11 protein-coding genes and 1 tRNA gene are annotated in these 15109 nt (G+C 67.3%); 8 read left to right on the plus strand and 4 right to left on the minus strand.

Going from position 1 to position 15109, the window contains the following annotated elements:
- Positions 1-154: 154 nt before the first annotated feature.
- From QP552_RS03775 to hemA, 3 genes are read right to left on the minus strand one after another with little or no spacing between them, the layout of a single operon-like run.
- Positions 155-1867: a tetratricopeptide repeat protein gene (locus QP552_RS03775; protein ID WP_111110803.1), complete on the minus strand. Its 1713-nt coding sequence runs from the start codon at positions 1865-1867 to the stop codon at positions 155-157.
- A gap of 5 nt (positions 1868-1872) precedes the next feature.
- Entirely contained in the window at positions 1873-2955 is a 1083-nt protein-coding gene (prfA, locus tag QP552_RS03780) for a peptide chain release factor 1 (RefSeq protein ID WP_106550854.1), read from the minus strand.
- Positions 2933-4216 (minus strand): glutamyl-tRNA reductase, encoded by a 1284-nt coding sequence (gene hemA, locus QP552_RS03785; RefSeq protein WP_286075040.1) that lies wholly within the window; start codon positions 4214-4216, stop codon positions 2933-2935. The genes prfA and hemA overlap by 23 nt, the downstream gene beginning before the upstream one ends.
- 63 nt (positions 4217-4279) lie before the next feature.
- On the opposite strand from hemA, the gene QP552_RS03790 reads away from it, so the two are divergent.
- The 8 genes from QP552_RS03790 to ychF all read left to right on the plus strand — a co-directional run bounded on the left by QP552_RS03790 (position 4280) and on the right by ychF (position 11264).
- On the plus strand, positions 4280-5965 hold the full coding sequence (locus tag QP552_RS03790) for a tetratricopeptide repeat protein (RefSeq protein WP_181358237.1): 1686 nt from the start codon (positions 4280-4282) through the stop codon (positions 5963-5965).
- Complete coding sequence (lolB, locus tag QP552_RS03795) at positions 5962-6621, plus strand: lipoprotein insertase outer membrane protein LolB (RefSeq protein ID WP_286075043.1); 660 nt, start codon at positions 5962-5964, stop codon at positions 6619-6621. Before QP552_RS03790 ends, lolB begins: the two co-directional genes overlap by 4 nt.
- Positions 6618-7487 (plus strand): 4-(cytidine 5'-diphospho)-2-C-methyl-D-erythritol kinase, encoded by an 870-nt coding sequence (gene ispE, locus QP552_RS03800; protein WP_286075044.1) that lies wholly within the window; start codon positions 6618-6620, stop codon positions 7485-7487. Before lolB ends, ispE begins: the two co-directional genes overlap by 4 nt.
- Before the next feature lie 11 nt (positions 7488-7498).
- A tRNA-Gln gene (locus tag QP552_RS03805) sits at positions 7499-7575 on the plus strand.
- 140 nt (positions 7576-7715) lie between these two features.
- The gene (locus QP552_RS03810; RefSeq protein WP_005415400.1) at positions 7716-8675 is read left to right on the plus strand and encodes a ribose-phosphate diphosphokinase; all 960 of its coding nucleotides are present in this window, start codon (positions 7716-7718) and stop codon (positions 8673-8675) included.
- 110 nt (positions 8676-8785) lie between these two features.
- On the plus strand, positions 8786-9403 hold the full coding sequence (locus QP552_RS03815; protein ID WP_014036085.1) for a 50S ribosomal protein L25/general stress protein Ctc: 618 nt from the start codon (positions 8786-8788) through the stop codon (positions 9401-9403).
- A 48-nt stretch (positions 9404-9451) separates the two neighbouring features.
- Positions 9452-10030: an aminoacyl-tRNA hydrolase gene (pth, locus tag QP552_RS03820; RefSeq protein ID WP_005408192.1), complete on the plus strand. Its 579-nt coding sequence runs from the start codon at positions 9452-9454 to the stop codon at positions 10028-10030.
- A 142-nt stretch (positions 10031-10172) separates the two neighbouring features.
- On the plus strand, positions 10173-11264 hold the full coding sequence (gene ychF, locus QP552_RS03825) for a redox-regulated ATPase YchF (RefSeq protein WP_049432727.1): 1092 nt from the start codon (positions 10173-10175) through the stop codon (positions 11262-11264).
- Between the two features lie 505 nt (positions 11265-11769).
- Here the strand turns inward: ychF and QP552_RS03830 are convergent.
- A complete protein-coding gene (locus QP552_RS03830) occupies positions 11770-15021 on the minus strand; it encodes an autotransporter outer membrane beta-barrel domain-containing protein (RefSeq protein ID WP_286075046.1) in 3252 nt (1083 codons plus the stop codon).
- Positions 15022-15109 lie beyond the last annotated feature (88 nt).

Consider the following 15109-nt stretch of genomic DNA (forward strand, 5'->3'; position numbering starts at 1 on the left):
CGCGCGCAGCGCGGGGTTTTGCGTTCTGCGCCTAGGGCAGTCGACTAACAGTCGACTCTACCCAGTCGACTCTACCCAGTCGACGTCATCCAATCGACGTCATTCAATCGACGTTACCCAGCCGACGTTACCAGTCGACGCCATCCAATCGAAGTTACCCCGTCGGTTCTACTGTACCCACCCAGCCGTGCTCACGCGCCAGCTGCTGCAGCAACGCCGACAGATCGCGGGCAAACCCGCCCATGTCGAACAGCCCGCTGCGCTCGCGTGCCTGCACCAGCTCAGCGCGCAACGCGGCCAGCGCCGCCGGGTCGTTGCCCAGTGCGCTGGCAGTGGCGATGAACGCGGCATCGTCGGCGACGTTCAGCCGGGCCAGGCCGAGGTGATGGTTGAGGCTGCCGGCCACGCGCGCGGCGAAGGTGTCACCGGGGCAGGTCAGCACAGGGCAGCCGGCCCACAGCGCATCGGAGGCGGTGGTGTGGGCGTTGTACGGATGCGTGTCCAGGAACAGGTCGGCCAGCTGATAGCGCGCCAGGTACTGCGGATGCGGCAGCTTGGCCATGAACACCAGGCGCGCCGGGTCCAGGCCCGCGGCCTGTGCGGCGGCACGCAGGCGCGCATCGGCCTGGCCGGGCCCGGACAGCAGCCACAGCACGCTGCCGGGCACCGCATGCAGCACTGCGAAGGCACGGCCCATGCTGCGCGGATTGAGCTTGTAGCTGTTGTTGAAGCAGCAGAACACCACGCCCTGCTCGGGCAGACCGCAGTCGGCACGGGTCGGCGCAGGCTCCAGCACACGCGTGTTGTCCGATGGCTGGAAGGCGCGCGGCAGGCGCAGCACGTGTTCGCTGTAGTGCGGCTCCAGTGCCGGCGGCAGGGCGAAGGCATCGCCGACCACCGCGTCCATCCACGGCGCCCCCGACGTGCCTGGATAGGCCAGCCAGTTCAGCTGCAGCGGGGCAGGGCGCATCGCCAGCACTTCCGGCGCGCCGCCACCGCCCCAGCCGCGCAGGTCGAACAGCAGGTCGATGCCCTGTCCGCGGATGCGTGCAGCGGTATCGGCATGGCGCAGGCCGGCCACATCATGCAGCTGCGCCGCTGCCTGCAGGCGCTGGCGGATGCGGCTGCCGTCGTCGCGGTTCAGTGCGAACAGATGCAGTTGCAGTGCGGGGTCGTGACGCAGCTGCTCGAACAGTGCCACGGTCAGCAATCCGGTTGGATGTGCGCCGAAGCCATTGGAAAGGAAACCGACGCGCAGCGCGCCGCGCGGGCGCACCGTTGCCGGTGGCAATGGCCGCACCGAGGCAGCCACGGCCAGCGCACGGGTGCGCGCGCAGGCCAGCTGTTCGGCAGCGCTGGCGTCCTCGCTGAGGAAGGCGAACGGTTCGACCACGCCCTGGCCGCTGGCAACGGCGGCGCGCACCTGTGCAGCCAGCGTATCCACGTCCTGCCAATCGCACAGGCGACGCTGCCAGGCCAGGCGCTGGGCGGCGATGTACGGTTCGGCCGGCATCAGCCCATGTGCGCGTCGATAGGCTGCCGACGCGCCTTCGGCATCATCGGCATCTTCCAGTGCGTGGCCCAGCCACAGCGCAATGCCGGGATGCTGCGGTGCCAGCGCCGAGGCCTGGCCGAGCAACTTGGCCGCGTCGCCATGTGCACCGGCCATCCACGCCACGCGGCCCAGCCGTGCCAGCGCTTCGGGGTGGTTCGGGCGCAGCTGCAGGGCACGTCGCGCGGCCTGTTCGCCGGCAGCGATGTCGCCGGTTTCCAGTTCCACGTCGGCCAGCATCACCCAGGCGACGAAGTCGTCGGGCTGGCGGGCGATCGCTTGCTGCAGTTGCTGTCGCTGCTGCCAGGCCGACATCGTGCTCAGCCCGCCGACAGCTGGGCCAGGGCGTCGACCTGGTGTTCGTGGCTGAGCCGCTGCAGCAGCGGGTCGAGGTCGCCGGCCAGGATGTTGGGCAGGTCGTACAGGGTCAGGCCTTCCACACGGTGGTCGGTGATGCGCCCCTGTGGGAAGTTGTAGGTGCGGATGCGCTGGCTGCGGTCGCCACTGCCTACCTGCAGGCGCCTCGACTCAGCCTGGGCGGCGTCCTGGCGCTGGCGCTCGGCGTCGAGCAGCTGCGCTTTCAGGCGCTTCATCGCCTTGTCGCGGTTGGCGTGCTGGCTGCGTTCGGTCTGGCATTCCACCACCACGCCGGTCGGTACGTGGGTGATGCGGATCGCCGACTCGGTCTTGTTGACGTGCTGGCCGCCGGCGCCGGAGGAGCGGAAGGTATCCACCTTCAGGTCGGCCGGGTTGATGACGATGTCATCGACTTCGTCGGCTTCCGGGATGATCGCCACGGTTGCGGCCGAGGTATGGATGCGGCCCTGCGATTCGGTGGCCGGCACGCGCTGCACGCGGTGCGTGCCGGATTCGAACTTCAGGCGCGAGAACGCGCCCCGGCCGACCACGCGTGCCACCACTTCCTTGTAGCCGCCGTGCTCGCCGGGATTGTCCGATTCGATCTCGACCTTCCAGCCCTGGCGCTCGGCATAGCGGGCGTACATGCGGAACAGGTCGCCGGCGAAGATCGCCGCCTCATCGCCACCGGTGCCGGCGCGCACTTCCAGGAACAGGTTGCCTTCATCGCGCGGGTCGCGCGGTACCAGCAGCAGCGCCAGTTCCTGCTCCAGTTCCAGCAGGCGCGCCTGCGCGGCGGCGATTTCCTCGTCGGCCAGTTCGCGCAGGTCGGGATCGGCGCGCATGCCTTCGGCGGCGGCCAGGTCGGACTTGGCACGTGCTTCATCGGCGAGTGCAGCAGCGACCGGTTCAAGTTGGGCGAATTCGCGCGAAAGGTCGCGGAAACGGGTGTTGTCGGCGACCACGTCGGGTTCGGCGAGCAGGCGTTCCAGTTCTTCGCGGCGCTCGGCCAGCGCTTCCAGCTTACGGCGCAGGGTCGGCGTCATCGGGTCTCACGGGTGGGTGGCGGTAACCCGGCGTGGCCGGGAACAGGCGCTCGGCGGCGCGGGTCAGGTCGGCATCGCCGCTCAGCGCGGCAGCGCGCAGGGCAGCGGTAGGAGGATGCAGCAATCGATTGGTCAGGCCGTGCGCCAGCAGTTCCAGCACTTCGTCGGCCGGCTTGCCGTTGGCCAGCTGCTGGCGCGCGCGTTCCAGCAGTTCAGAGCGGGTGGCCTCGCCGAACGCACGCAGCTGTCGCAGCGGCGCCTGGTGGGCGCTGGCCTGCTGGGTCTCGACGAAGCGCGATACCTGAAGGTCGATGATCGCCTCGGCCTCGGCGGCTGCCTCGCGGCGTCCACGACGGTTGTCTTCCACCGCACGTTCCAGGTCGTCGACGGTGTAGAGGAAGGCGTCGTTGAGCGTGCCGACCTCCGCCTCGATGTCACGTGGAACGGCCAGGTCGAACAGCAGCATCGGTTTGTGCCGGCGTGCGCGCAGGGCCTTGGCCACCATATCGCGGTGGATCACCGGTTCGCGTGCGGCGGTGGCCGAAAACACCACGTCGGCCTCGCCGAGGTGGCGGTCCAGTTCGGTCAGCGGCAGTGCCACGCCGCCGTGGCGGCTGGCCAGCTCCTGCGCGTGGGCGAGGGTGCGGTTGGCGATCAGCAATCGCCGCACCTTGCCCTCACTCAGGTGGCGTGCAGCCAGCTCGATGGTCTCGCCCGCGCCGACCAGCAGCACGGTGGAATCGTCCAGGCGCGCGAAGGCGTTCTGCGCCAGGCGCACTGCGGCCGAGGCGACCGACACCGGATTGGCGCCGACCTGGGTGTCGGTGCGCGCACGCTTGGCGACCGAGAAGGTCTGCTGGAACAGGCGGTCCAGCCGCTGGCCGAGCAGGCCGTGGTCGCGCGCGGTCGACCACGCATCCTTCACCTGGCCAAGGATCTGTGGTTCGCCCAGCACCATCGAATCCAGCCCGGTGGCGACCCGGAACAGGTGGCGTACGGCTTCTGCATCGGCATGCTGGTACAGGTAGCCCTGCAGGTCGCCTGCCTGGGCATGCAGCCACTGGTCCAGTGCCTGTGCCGAATCGGCCACGGCGTACAGTTCGGTGCGGTTGCAGGTGGACAGCAGCACCGCCTCGGCGATCTGCGGGGTATCGCGCAGCGAACCGAGCGCGCGCGGCAACGCCTCACCGGCGAAGGCCGCGCGCTCGCGCAGCTCCACCGGTGCGGTCTGGTGATTCAGTCCGAGCACCCACAGGGTCATTGTTCAGTTGCTTGCGATAAGCTGCTGGCCATTGGACGACATTTTAAGGCCCCGATGCCGACGATGCCCGCATTGATTCGCATCCCCAGTGTTCTGCTGCTGTCCCTGGCCTGTGCCCAGGCCCTGGCAGCGGTGCCGGCCAAGGCCCCCGTACGGGCCCCGGCCACGGAGGAACTGGCGCTGGAACCGGTGATGGCCGGTGAATTCGCCCTGCAGGCCGGCAAGCTGGCCGAGGCCGCCCGCTGGTACCTGCAGGCGGCCCAGCAGACCGACGGCGACGCCGGCCTGGCCGAACGTGCCACCCGCATTTCCATGCTGGCCAACGATGATGCCAGTGCCGCCAAGGGCCTGGCCCTGTGGCAGCAGCGCGCGCCCAGTTCGTTGACCATGCGCAGTGCCGCTGCCGCGCTGGCCATGCGCCAGGGTGATGTGAAGGCCGCGCTTGGCGATCTGCAGGCGTTGCTGGCCGACCCCGACGAGCGCGGCTGGAAGTTCGCCCTGGCCGCCCTGATCGGCGGTGGCCGCGACCCGGCGGTGCCGGCGCAGGTGCTGGGCGAGCTGGTCGACGCCAACGCCATTCCGCCGAAGATCGAGGCCTGGCAGGAGTTCGGTCGCCTTGCCCTGCGCATGGACAAGCCCGACTTGGCGCGGCGCATGATCGATGAAGTGGTCAAGCGCTTCCCCGAAGAACCGCGCGTGGCGCTGCTGCGTGCCAGCCAGCTGCAGCAGGCCGGGGAGACCGGCAAGGCGTTGTCGCTGCTGCACGATGTGGAGCCGAAAACCCGACAGGACCCGGAACTGCGCAATGCAGTGGCCATTGCCTACGACAGTCTCGGCCAACCGTCCGCAGCCGAGCGCGTACTGGCCTTCGGCCCGCAGGACGTGCAGACCTGGGGCATGCGCGCCTCGCTGCTGGCCAAGCAGGGCGACAAGGCCGCGCTCTCCAATCTCTACAACGAACTTTCACGACAGGCGGCCAAGCCGGACCCGGCGCAGCGCCTGCTGCTGGGCAAGATCGCCGAATACCTCAAGCGTTACCCCGAGGCCGTGCAGTGGTACCACAGCGTGCCCGGTGGCGATGAACTGAGCGAGGCACGCCTGCGCGCGGCCAATGCGCAGGCCCTGGCCGGGCGCCTGCCGCAGGCATTGGATGAAGTGCACGCGATCCAGTCCGATGCGGTGGTCGACGACGACGTGCGTCGCGACGCCTACCTGCTGGAAGCCGAACTGCGCCAGCGCGCCGACGACAGTGCCGGGGAGCTGGACGCGCTGGCCCGGGGCCTGGCCGCCTACCCGGATGACAATGGCCTGCTCTACGCCCGTGCCCTCACCTGGGAGCGCCGCGACGACATTCCGCGTGCCGAGGCCGACCTGCGCAAGATCCTGGTGACCGACCCGGAAAACGTGCCGGCGCTGAACGCGCTGGGCTACACCCTGGCCGACCGTACTGGCCGCCTGCAGGAAGCGCTGGAACTGATCGACCGCGCGCGCGTGGCCGAGCCGGACAACGCCGCCATCGTCGACAGCTATGGCTGGGTGCTGTATCGCCTGGGGCGCAAGGAAGAAGCGCTGGTGCAGCTGCGCCGTGCCTGGACCCTGGCCAAGGACCCGGAGATCGCCGCACATGTGGGCGAAGTACTGTGGGTGCTGGGCAAGCATGACGAGGCGCGCCACTTCTTCGAGGAAGCGGCCAAGCTCGATCCCGAAAACCGCGCGCTGCTGCGCGCCCGCGAGAAATTCAATCCATGAGTGTTTCGATGATCCGGCCGCTGCTGCTGGTGGCCGTGACCCTGGCGGTCAGCGCCTGTACCACCGTGGGCACGCAGAAGACCCCGCCACCGGCGGTGGTCGAGACCGTTTCCGCCGAAGCCGCGCAGGCCGAGGTCGCGCGCGTGGCCGCGCTGCACGCGCAGCCGGACTGGGCGTTCCAGGGCCGGGTCGCGGTCAGCAAGGGCAAGGACGGCGGCAGCGGCCGCATTGACTGGAAGCAGGAAGGCCGGCGCTATGTGGTCGAGCTGAGCGCGCCGGTGACCCGGCAGAGCTGGAAGCTGATCGGCGATACCCATTACGAAGCCGGTCGGCTGGAAGGGCTGCCGGGCGGTCCGCGGGACGGTGAGGACGCACAGGACCTGCTGCTGGAGGCCACCGGCTGGGATGTGCCGGTGAACCAGTTGCCGGACTGGGTGCGCGGCCTGGTGGCCGGCGACTCCGGCGCCCCCGACAAGGTCGAGCGCGATGCCGATGGGCGCCCGCGCCGCATCCAGCAGATGGGCTGGACCGTGCAGTACCTGGACTGGTACCCGGCTGAGGGCGAGCGCCCGGCGCTGCCGCGCCGCATCGAGGCCAGCAGCGAGGACGCCAAGGTGCGCCTGCTGGTGGACCAGTGGGGGCAGGGCACCCCATGAATGGCGCAGGCGACGACGCGGGCTGGTCCTGGTGGCCGGCCCCGGCCAAGCTGAACCTGTTCCTGCACATCACCGGCCGCCGTGCCGATGGCTACCACGAGCTGCAGACCGTGTTCCGCCTGCTGGACTGGGGTGACCGCATCGGCCTGCGCCTGCGTGAAGACGGCCTGGTGCGCCGGCAGGGGGATGGCCTGGCAGGCGTGGCCGAGGCCGATGATCTGGCGGTGCGCGCAGCGAAGCTGCTGAAAGAGGCGGCCAATATCGCGCAAGGCGTAGACATCGTCGTCGAAAAGAACGTTTCTGCAGGGGGTGGCTTTGGCGGCGGTTCCTCCGATGCGGCCACCGTACTGGTGGTGCTGAACCGGCTCTGGCGGGCCGGTCTGGACGAGGATGCGCTGGCCGCGCTGGGCCTGCGCCTGGGCGCTGACGTGCCGGTGTTCGTGCGCGGCCGCAATGCCTGGGCCGAAGGCGTGGGCGAGCGCCTGCAGCCGATCACCCTGGCCCCGGCCTGGTACGTGGTGGTCGAACCAGGCGTTCATGTTCCTACGCCGGCGCTGTTTGCAGACCCGGATTTGACGCGCGACAGCCCAGTTGCGAAAATAGAGGACTTCGCTTCCGGGACCCTGGTCGGGAACGCGTTCGAACCGGTGCTGCGCCGCCGCGAGCCTGCCGTAGAGGCGGCGCTTGTCGCGTTGAGCAGTATCGGGTCCGCGCGGCTGACCGGTTCGGGAAGTGGTTGTTTCGTCGAGTTCGCATCGCAGTCTGCTGCAGAGCAGGGACGGTCGAAGTTGCCGAAGGAGTTGCGGGCAAGGGTGGCAGCGGGCGTTGCGCGTTCGCCACTGCTGGATGCACTCGAGCAACACTGATTTATCAATGCAGGGGCGTCGCCAAGAGGCCCAAGGCACCAGGTTTTGATCCTGGCATTCGTAGGTTCGAATCCTACCGCCCCTGCCAATAGCGGCTGTGTCCGCGCCTTCCAGCGCATCGCCCGCGCGGGACGTGGAAACAACCGCGGTGTTGTCAGCAGCAAGGGTCCATCAGGGTCCTTGCCGACTCCGGATCCCCGCCACTCGTCCCCGCCCGAGACAATCATGATGCAAGAGTCCCCGAACCTGCTGGTCTTTTCCGGCAACGCCAACAAACGTCTGGCGCAGAACATCTGCAAGGAACTGGGGGTTCGCCCGGGCAAGGCGCTGGTCTCGCACTTCTCCGATGGTGAAGTGCAGGTGGAGATCGAAGAGAACGTCCGCAAGCAGGACGTGTTCGTGATCCAGCCGACCTGCGCGCCGAGCGCGGAAAACCTGATGGAACTGCTGGTGCTGATCGACGCGCTCAAGCGCGCATCGGTGGCCAGCGTGACCGCCGTGGTGCCGTACTTCGGTTACTCGCGCCAGGATCGCCGCATGCGTTCCTCGCGCGTGCCGATCACCGCCAAGCTGGCGGCCAAGATGTTCAGCACCGCTGGCGCTGATCGCGTGCTGACCGTCGACCTGCACGCCGACCAGATCCAGGGCTTCTTCGATATTCCGGTGGACAACGTGTATGCGTCCCCGCTGCTGCTGGCCGACATCTGGCGCGCCTACGGCACCGAGAACCTGATTGTTGTCTCGCCGGACGTGGGCGGCGTGGTCCGCGCCCGTGCGGTGGCCAAGCGCCTGGATGACGCCGACCTGGCGATCATCGACAAGCGCCGCCCGCGCGCCAACGTCTCCACCGTGATGAACATCATCGGTGACGTCGAAGGCAAGACCTGCGTGATGGTCGATGACATCGTCGACACCGCCGGCACCCTGTGCGCCGCTGCCGCTGCCCTGAAGGCGCGCGGTGCGCTCAAGGTCGCTGCCTACTGCACCCACGCGGTGCTGTCGGGCCCGGCAGTGGACAACATCACCAATTCCCAGCTCGACGAGCTGGTGGTGACCGACACCATCCCGCTGAAGGACGCGGCGCGGGTGTGCAGCAAGATTCGCCAGCTGAGCGTGGCGGAAATGCTGGCCGAAACGATGCGCCGCATCGCCTTCGGCGAGTCGGTCAGCTCGCTGTACGTCGATTGAGTTTTTCGCCCTCGCCGGCAACGGTGGGGGCATACCCCGGGTGCTTCTGGTCGCGGAAGCATCTTCAACCGCCACGCCGCGAGGCGCGGCAACAACCTGAGTAGTCGAAAATGTCGAAGACCCATGAAATCAAGGTCACCAAGCGTGAACTGCAGCGTAAGGGTGCGAGCCGCCGCCTGCGTCACGCTGGTGTGATCCCGGCCATCGTGTACGGCGGCAACGCCGAGCCGGTCGCCATCAGCCTGGACCACAACGAAATCTGGCTGGCCCAGCAGAACGAGTGGTTCTATGCCTCGATCCTGGACCTGAACCTGGACGGCCAGGTGCAGAAGGTCCTGCTGCGTGACATGCAGCGCCACCCGTACAAGCAGCTGATCATGCACCTGGACTTCCAGCGCGTGAACGAGAACGAAGCCCTGACCGCTTCGGTCCCGCTGCACTTCATCAACGAAGACACCTCGCCGGCTGGCAAGGCTGCCGACGTCGTGGTCACCCACGAACTGAAGGAAGTGACCATCACCTGCCTGCCGAAGGACCTGCCGGAGTCGATCGAAGTCGACCTGGGCGAGCTGAAGGCCGGTGACGTGGTGTACCTGTCCAACATCAAGCTGCCGAAGGGCGTGGAAATCCCGGCCCTGGCGCTGGGCAAGGACCACGACGACGCCATCGTCACCGCCAAGGCCGGCAAGGCCGACGCGGCTGACGAAGAAGCGGCTGCCGCCGAGTAATACCGCTACGGTGCCTGCCTCCGGGCAGGCACCGTACTGGAAGGAACCATGGCAGGACTGCGACTGATCGTCGGTCTGGGCAATCCCGGATCGGAACACGCCCGGACCCGGCACAATGCCGGGTTTCATTTCGTTGAGGCCCTGGCGGAAAAAGCCGGTGCGCGATGGAATGTGGACAGCAAGCTGTTCGGCGAGACCGCCAAGGTCGAGATTGCCGGGCAGACGGTGTGGCTGCTCAAGCCCGCCACCTTCATGAACCTCAGCGGCAAGTCGGTCACGGCGGCGCAGCGGTTCTGGAAGATCGAACCGGAAGAGACCCTGCTGGCCCATGACGAACTGGATCTGGCGCCCGGCGTGGCGCGGCTGAAGTTCGACGGCGGCCACGGTGGCCAGAACGGCCTGCGCGACACCATCCGCCTGCTCGGCCACGGCAAGTTCCATCGCCTGCGCGTGGGTATCGGCCATCCCGGCCACAAGGACCGCGTGGTGGGTTGGGTGCTGGGGCGTCCGTCCAAGGAGGACGACGTGCTGATCGCGCGCGCCATCGACGATGCGATCGACGTGATGCCGCTGGCGGTACAGGGCGATTTCAGCGAAGCGATGAAGCGCCTGCACACCCCGAAATAACCCGCTTTGGGTAGGTGCGAACCTTCCTGATTCCGGTGGGTGCCAACCTTGGTTGGCACACAATGATCAACACCGAGATGGATTGGCCAAGCAGCGCGCGCGCTGTTTCACCAATCACTTTCACCCCAGAGAGCTGTCACCCATGGGTATCAAATGCGGCATCGTCGGCCTGCCCAACGTCGGCAAGTCGACCCTGTTCAATGCGCTGACCAAGGCGGGTATCGCCGCGGCGAACTTCCCGTTCTGCACCATCGAACCGAACGTCGGCATCGTGCCGGTGCCGGATCCGCGCCTGGGCGAACTGGCAGGCATCATCAACCCGCAGAAGGTCATCCCGACCGCGGTCGAGTTCGTCGACATTGCTGGCCTGGTGGCCGGTGCTGCCAGCGGTGAAGGCCTGGGCAACAAGTTCCTGGCGCACATCCGCGAAGTCGATGCGATCACCCACGTGGTGCGCTGCTTCGAGCACGGTGACATCGTGCACGTGGCCGGCAAGGTCGATCCGATCTCGGACATCGAAACCATCGATACCGAGCTGGCGCTGGCCGACCTGGACAGCGTCGAGAAGGCACTGAACCGTGCCGAGCGTGCAGCCAAGGGTGGCGACAAGGATGCAGCGGCGCGCAAGCCGGTGCTGGCCAAGCTGCAGGCCGCGCTGTCGGACGGCAAGGCTGGTCGTTCGGTGGGCCTGGACGAAGAAGAGAAGGCGCTGGTCCGTGACCTGTTCCTGCTGACCCTGAAGCCGGTGATGTACATCGCCAACGTGCTGGAAGACGGTTTCGAGAACAACCCGCACCTGGAAGCCGTGCGTGCGCATGCCGCCGCCGAAGGCGCGCAGGTGGTGCCGGTGTCGGCCGCGATCGAAGAAGAGCTGTCGCAGCTTGACGACGAAGACCGCGACACCTTCCTGGCCGACCTCGGCCTGAGCGAGCCGGGCCTGAACCGTGTGATCAACGCGGCCTACAGCCTGCTGGGCCTGCAGACCTACTTCACCGCCGGCGTGAAGGAAGTCCGCGCGTGGACCGTGCGCAAGGGCGCCACCGCCCCGCAGGCCGCCGCGGTCATCCACACCGACTTCGAGAAGGGCTTCATCCGCGCCGAAACCATCGCGTATGACGACTTCATCAAGTACAAGGGCGAAGCCGGTGCCAAGGAAGCCGGTCGCCTGCGTCTGGAAGGCAAGGAATACCGCGTGCAGGAAGGCGACATCCTGCACTTCCGCTTCAACGTCTGATCCTGCGGCAACGGATCGACCCTGGACGCCCCGCCCTGTGCGGGGCGTTCGCGTTTGCGGGTATGGACAAAAAAGCACCACACTGCGAAACGCTTGCGGTGTGATGTTCGCCGGCACTTGTCCACAGCAAACTCCCATCGCTTTCCACGCCTGGTGTGGAAAACCATGCGACGCCCTGTAGAGCCGAGCCCATGCTCGGCTGATGCTGGCCGAAGCCGAGCATGGACCCGGTGCTCCGGGGCTCAATCGTGCAACGTGGACAAATATTCACCACGCTTTGAAACGATTGCGCGGCAACACTCCCACCCACTTGTCCACATCAAATCCCAACCACTCTCCACGAGGGGTGTGGAAAACCGTCGAACAGCATGGACAAAAAATAACCACGCTCCGAAACGCTTGCTGCGCAGTGCTCGCCGCCACTTGTCCACACCAAACCCCCACCGCTTTCCACGGCCCGTGTGGAAAAAAGAACCCGGCACTCCCTTGCCGGGTTCTTCCCGCATCACCAGTTGTACGAGACGCCCAGCTGGGCGCCGACATCGCGGAAGCCCATGCTGCCGCTCTGCCGGCTGATTTCTCCCCAGCCCCGCCATCCGCCGGACAGGTTCAGCTGCACGCCGGCCTTGGCCTCGTAGATGTCACGCGGCAGCTGGCGGCGCAGTTGCTCGCCGTCCATCGCCAACCCCGCGCCATTGCCGCCGGACCACCAGTTCACCGCCACGTACGGGTGCACCTGGCCCTGCGCCGGGCTCAACCCACGGCTGTACAGGCGCAGGCCGAGGCGGGTGCTTGTCTCGCCACCGCCGCGGTCCTCGACCACTGTGCCGTTGGCCTCCACTACGCGGTCGCTGTCATAGCGGCTGTGCACCACCTGCAGCTGCGGTTCCAGGTAGATGCCGCGCTGCGCGGTGTGCCGCAGCGGCAGCACGTAGCCGGCTTCGGCAGACGCGCTCCAGCTGCGGGCGTCATAGCGCTCCTTCTGCAGGCCGTCGCCCTGCACACTGTTGCGGAAGCGTCCGTACTGCAGCGAGCCATCCACATAGGCGCCGCCTTCCATGCGCGCATCCTGCAGCCAGGTGGCGTAGGCGCCCACGCTGGTGCCGGTCACCACGCCACGCGCGGTATAGCCGGTCAGCTGCGAGCGGCTGTCATTGCGCGCGCGGCCGTGGCCGAGCATCGCACCCGCCTGCAGCTCGCCCGTGCCACCCACTTCGAAGCGGCGGCCGACGCCGACCAGCACGCTGCTGATCTGGCCATCGACCTGTACCTGGCGGTTGCGGTCGTGGCTGTCGGGCTGCCCACTGCGAAGATGCATCCAGGCCACGGCATCGCTGTTGGCGCCGGCTGCGGCGGCGGGATCACCGGCGCGGTCGTGCAGGCCGTGCCGGAACATGCCCAGCGCGGCACTGCGGTTGGCCACGTAGGCGGCCGGTTCCGGGCGTTCCACCTGCGGACGCGGCGGATCGATCGGTGGCTCCGGCGGCAACGGCGGATCGATCGGGGGTACCGGCGGCACTGGCGGATCAACCGGCGGTTCCGGCGGCAACGGCGGATCAACCGGAGGTTCCGGCGGATCGACCGGCGGTACGTATTCCGAGCGCAGGTACCAGTTGCCGTCATCCGGCGTCGATACGCCGCCCTTGAACAGGAAGTAGTCGTAGGCACCAGCAACCGCGCGCCCCTGCAGGCTGAACTGTGCATCCGACTGGCCACCCACGGTGATCAGGCGGATGCCTTCCTGGGTCAGCGCACCCGCACCGCCGGCATTGCGCACGCTCACGCTGGCAGTGCCGCTGCTGTTGCCGTTGATCACCAGCTGGTCGCCCAGTGAAGTGTCGTCGCCCAGTGCGCGGTTGAAGATCCACTGGCCACCGTTGCCCACGTAGTCGCCGCTGACGGTAACGGTCTTGAAATCGCCGGCCGCCGGCGCATCGAAAGCGATGGTGCCGGTGTGCTCGAGCGTGCCGACGCTGGAACTGGCACGCACGTTCCACTGGCTGCTGCCGTCCAGCGACAACTGGGCAACCTGGTAGCCGGAATCATCACGTAGCGCACCGCTGAACGTGGTGCCGTTGCGCAGCACCATCCGAACATCCGCGGTCGCGCTGTCGACGACCACGTCACCGGTCAGGCGGCTGTTGTCCGCGGTGAAACGGATCTCGGACGTTGCCACCGAACTGCCATCGGTGAACACGGTATCGCTGACCCGCAGCAGTCGGCCGCCGTCCAGATCACCTGCGAGGCGGGCAACAACGGCCGTATTGTTGAGTGTCAGCTCGTGATTGCTGCCCTGCAACCACAACGCAGGACCATCCATGGTCTCGATCTGGCTGTCGTTGAACACCAGCCGGTCCCAGTAGGGACCGAATGCGGTGATGTAGGAACGATAGGCACCGGAGTTCGCTCCCAGCGCCTGGATGTGCAGGCCGTCCGCAGTGAGCTTTGCAGTGTTCATCTGCACGATGCCGAACGAGGATGCGCCGTGGGTGGTGATCGAGCCGCCATCCAGCTGTATGTCAGCGGTACTGCCGCCCGCGAACACACCACCGGACACCGCGCCGTAGGTCGCAATGTCGAGGTTGCTGGCACGGATCCGGGAGTAGGGAGTCGGAGGATTGCTGCCGGAAGCGCGCAGGCCGTAGACGCCATCGCCGTGGGTATCAATGCTGCCACCGGTGATCGTCGCGGTGCCACCCCACACGTCCACACCGTGGCCATACCCAGTGTCACCAAAGGTGCTGATCACGGTGTTGCTCAGGTCAGCCAGCGAATCGGCACCGGACAGCCAGATTCCGGAACTGCCATCGCGGACGGTGAATTGCGCACCATCGGCGGTCAACTTGCCCCAGCTGTTGACGTTGACGCCGTAGCCGCCGATGGTTTCGAAGCGGGCATCGCTGATTTCCGCTGTGGCGAACGTGCGATTCGTCCGGTTTCCCAGCAATCGGATGCTGCCGCCGTTGGCGGTGGCGGTGCCCCCGGTGATGCGGAGGGTCCCCCCGTTGTCAATGTCGAAGTAACCATTGATGACATCCACATCGCGCAGCGACATCACGCTTCCGCTGCCGCTGGCAGACATGCGGCCACTGAAGCCGTTGGTTGCCTGCGCGAACGTCATCGTCAGTGATTCCAGCGAAAGCAGTGCGCCGCCCTCGGCATAGGCCGTGCGGCCGGCACCGTTGCTGATCGTGGTACCCGACACATGCAGTTCGCTTCCACGCCCACTGGAATACAGGGTATGGCCATCGCTGCTTACACTGCCGCCATCGAGCCATACCTTGCCGCCGTTGGTGGCATTGACCGTGCCGTAGCCGGAGCCATTGCGATAGGCATCGATGACCAGGTTGCTGGCGCGGATGACGCTGCCGGCGCCGGTTGCGTTGAGCGCATAACCGACGCTGGAGCTTCCATTGCCAAGCTGGATATGGCCTCCCTGGACAAGGACGCTGCCGCCTGCCGAAGCCTGGATTGCGCTGCCGCCGCCGGTGACATCGACACGCGTGCCATCGAGCGTCGCCGTGCTGCCGGCTCCGTTCACATCCAGGGCGAAGCCGCCCGCGGAATGCAGCAGGGTATCGTTCGCATCCAGCTGCAGGGTCTCGCCATTGATGACCTTCAGCGGCCCGGTCAGGTCGGCGGCCTGGGCCGGTAGTGCCGCCCACAGGGCGGTGGCCAGCAGGCTGGGAAGGAGAGGAGCAGGCGCGGGACGCGCGCGCCCGGACGCACGGCGGCGCCGAGTGGGGGAGGCGTTCATGCTGGTGGACTTCCTGTGGCAGGGCGCAGCGCGGCTGCGCGAACTGGCGCGGCAGGGCCGCGTCGCTGCGGAAGCCCGCTGTGATGGC

It is taken from the genome of Stenotrophomonas sp. 59 (genome assembly GCF_030291095.1).
In the GTDB taxonomy this organism is placed as follows: domain Bacteria; phylum Pseudomonadota; class Gammaproteobacteria; order Xanthomonadales; family Xanthomonadaceae; genus Stenotrophomonas; species Stenotrophomonas maltophilia_Q.

Coding starts and splice junctions, on each gene's coding strand:
- hemA (WP_286075040.1), bottom strand. CDS start 4,216: ATGACCCTGTGGGTGCTCGGACTGAATCACCAGACCGCACCGGTGGAG.
- QP552_RS03790 (WP_181358237.1), top strand. CDS start 4,280: ATGCCCGCATTGATTCGCATCCCCAGTGTTCTGCTGCTGTCCCTGGCC.
- ychF (WP_049432727.1), top strand. CDS start 10,173: ATGGGTATCAAATGCGGCATCGTCGGCCTGCCCAACGTCGGCAAGTCG.
- pth (WP_005408192.1), top strand. CDS start 9,452: ATGGCAGGACTGCGACTGATCGTCGGTCTGGGCAATCCCGGATCGGAA.
- QP552_RS03775 (WP_111110803.1), bottom strand. CDS start 1,867: ATGTCGGCCTGGCAGCAGCGACAGCAACTGCAGCAAGCGATCGCCCGC.
- lolB (WP_286075043.1), top strand. CDS start 5,962: ATGAGTGTTTCGATGATCCGGCCGCTGCTGCTGGTGGCCGTGACCCTG.
- QP552_RS03810 (WP_005415400.1), top strand. CDS start 7,716: ATGCAAGAGTCCCCGAACCTGCTGGTCTTTTCCGGCAACGCCAACAAA.
- QP552_RS03830 (WP_286075046.1), bottom strand. CDS start 15,021: ATGAACGCCTCCCCCACTCGGCGCCGCCGTGCGTCCGGGCGCGCGCGT.
- prfA (WP_106550854.1), bottom strand. CDS start 2,955: ATGACGCCGACCCTGCGCCGTAAGCTGGAAGCGCTGGCCGAGCGCCGC.
- QP552_RS03815 (WP_014036085.1), top strand. CDS start 8,786: ATGTCGAAGACCCATGAAATCAAGGTCACCAAGCGTGAACTGCAGCGT.
- ispE (WP_286075044.1), top strand. CDS start 6,618: ATGAATGGCGCAGGCGACGACGCGGGCTGGTCCTGGTGGCCGGCCCCG.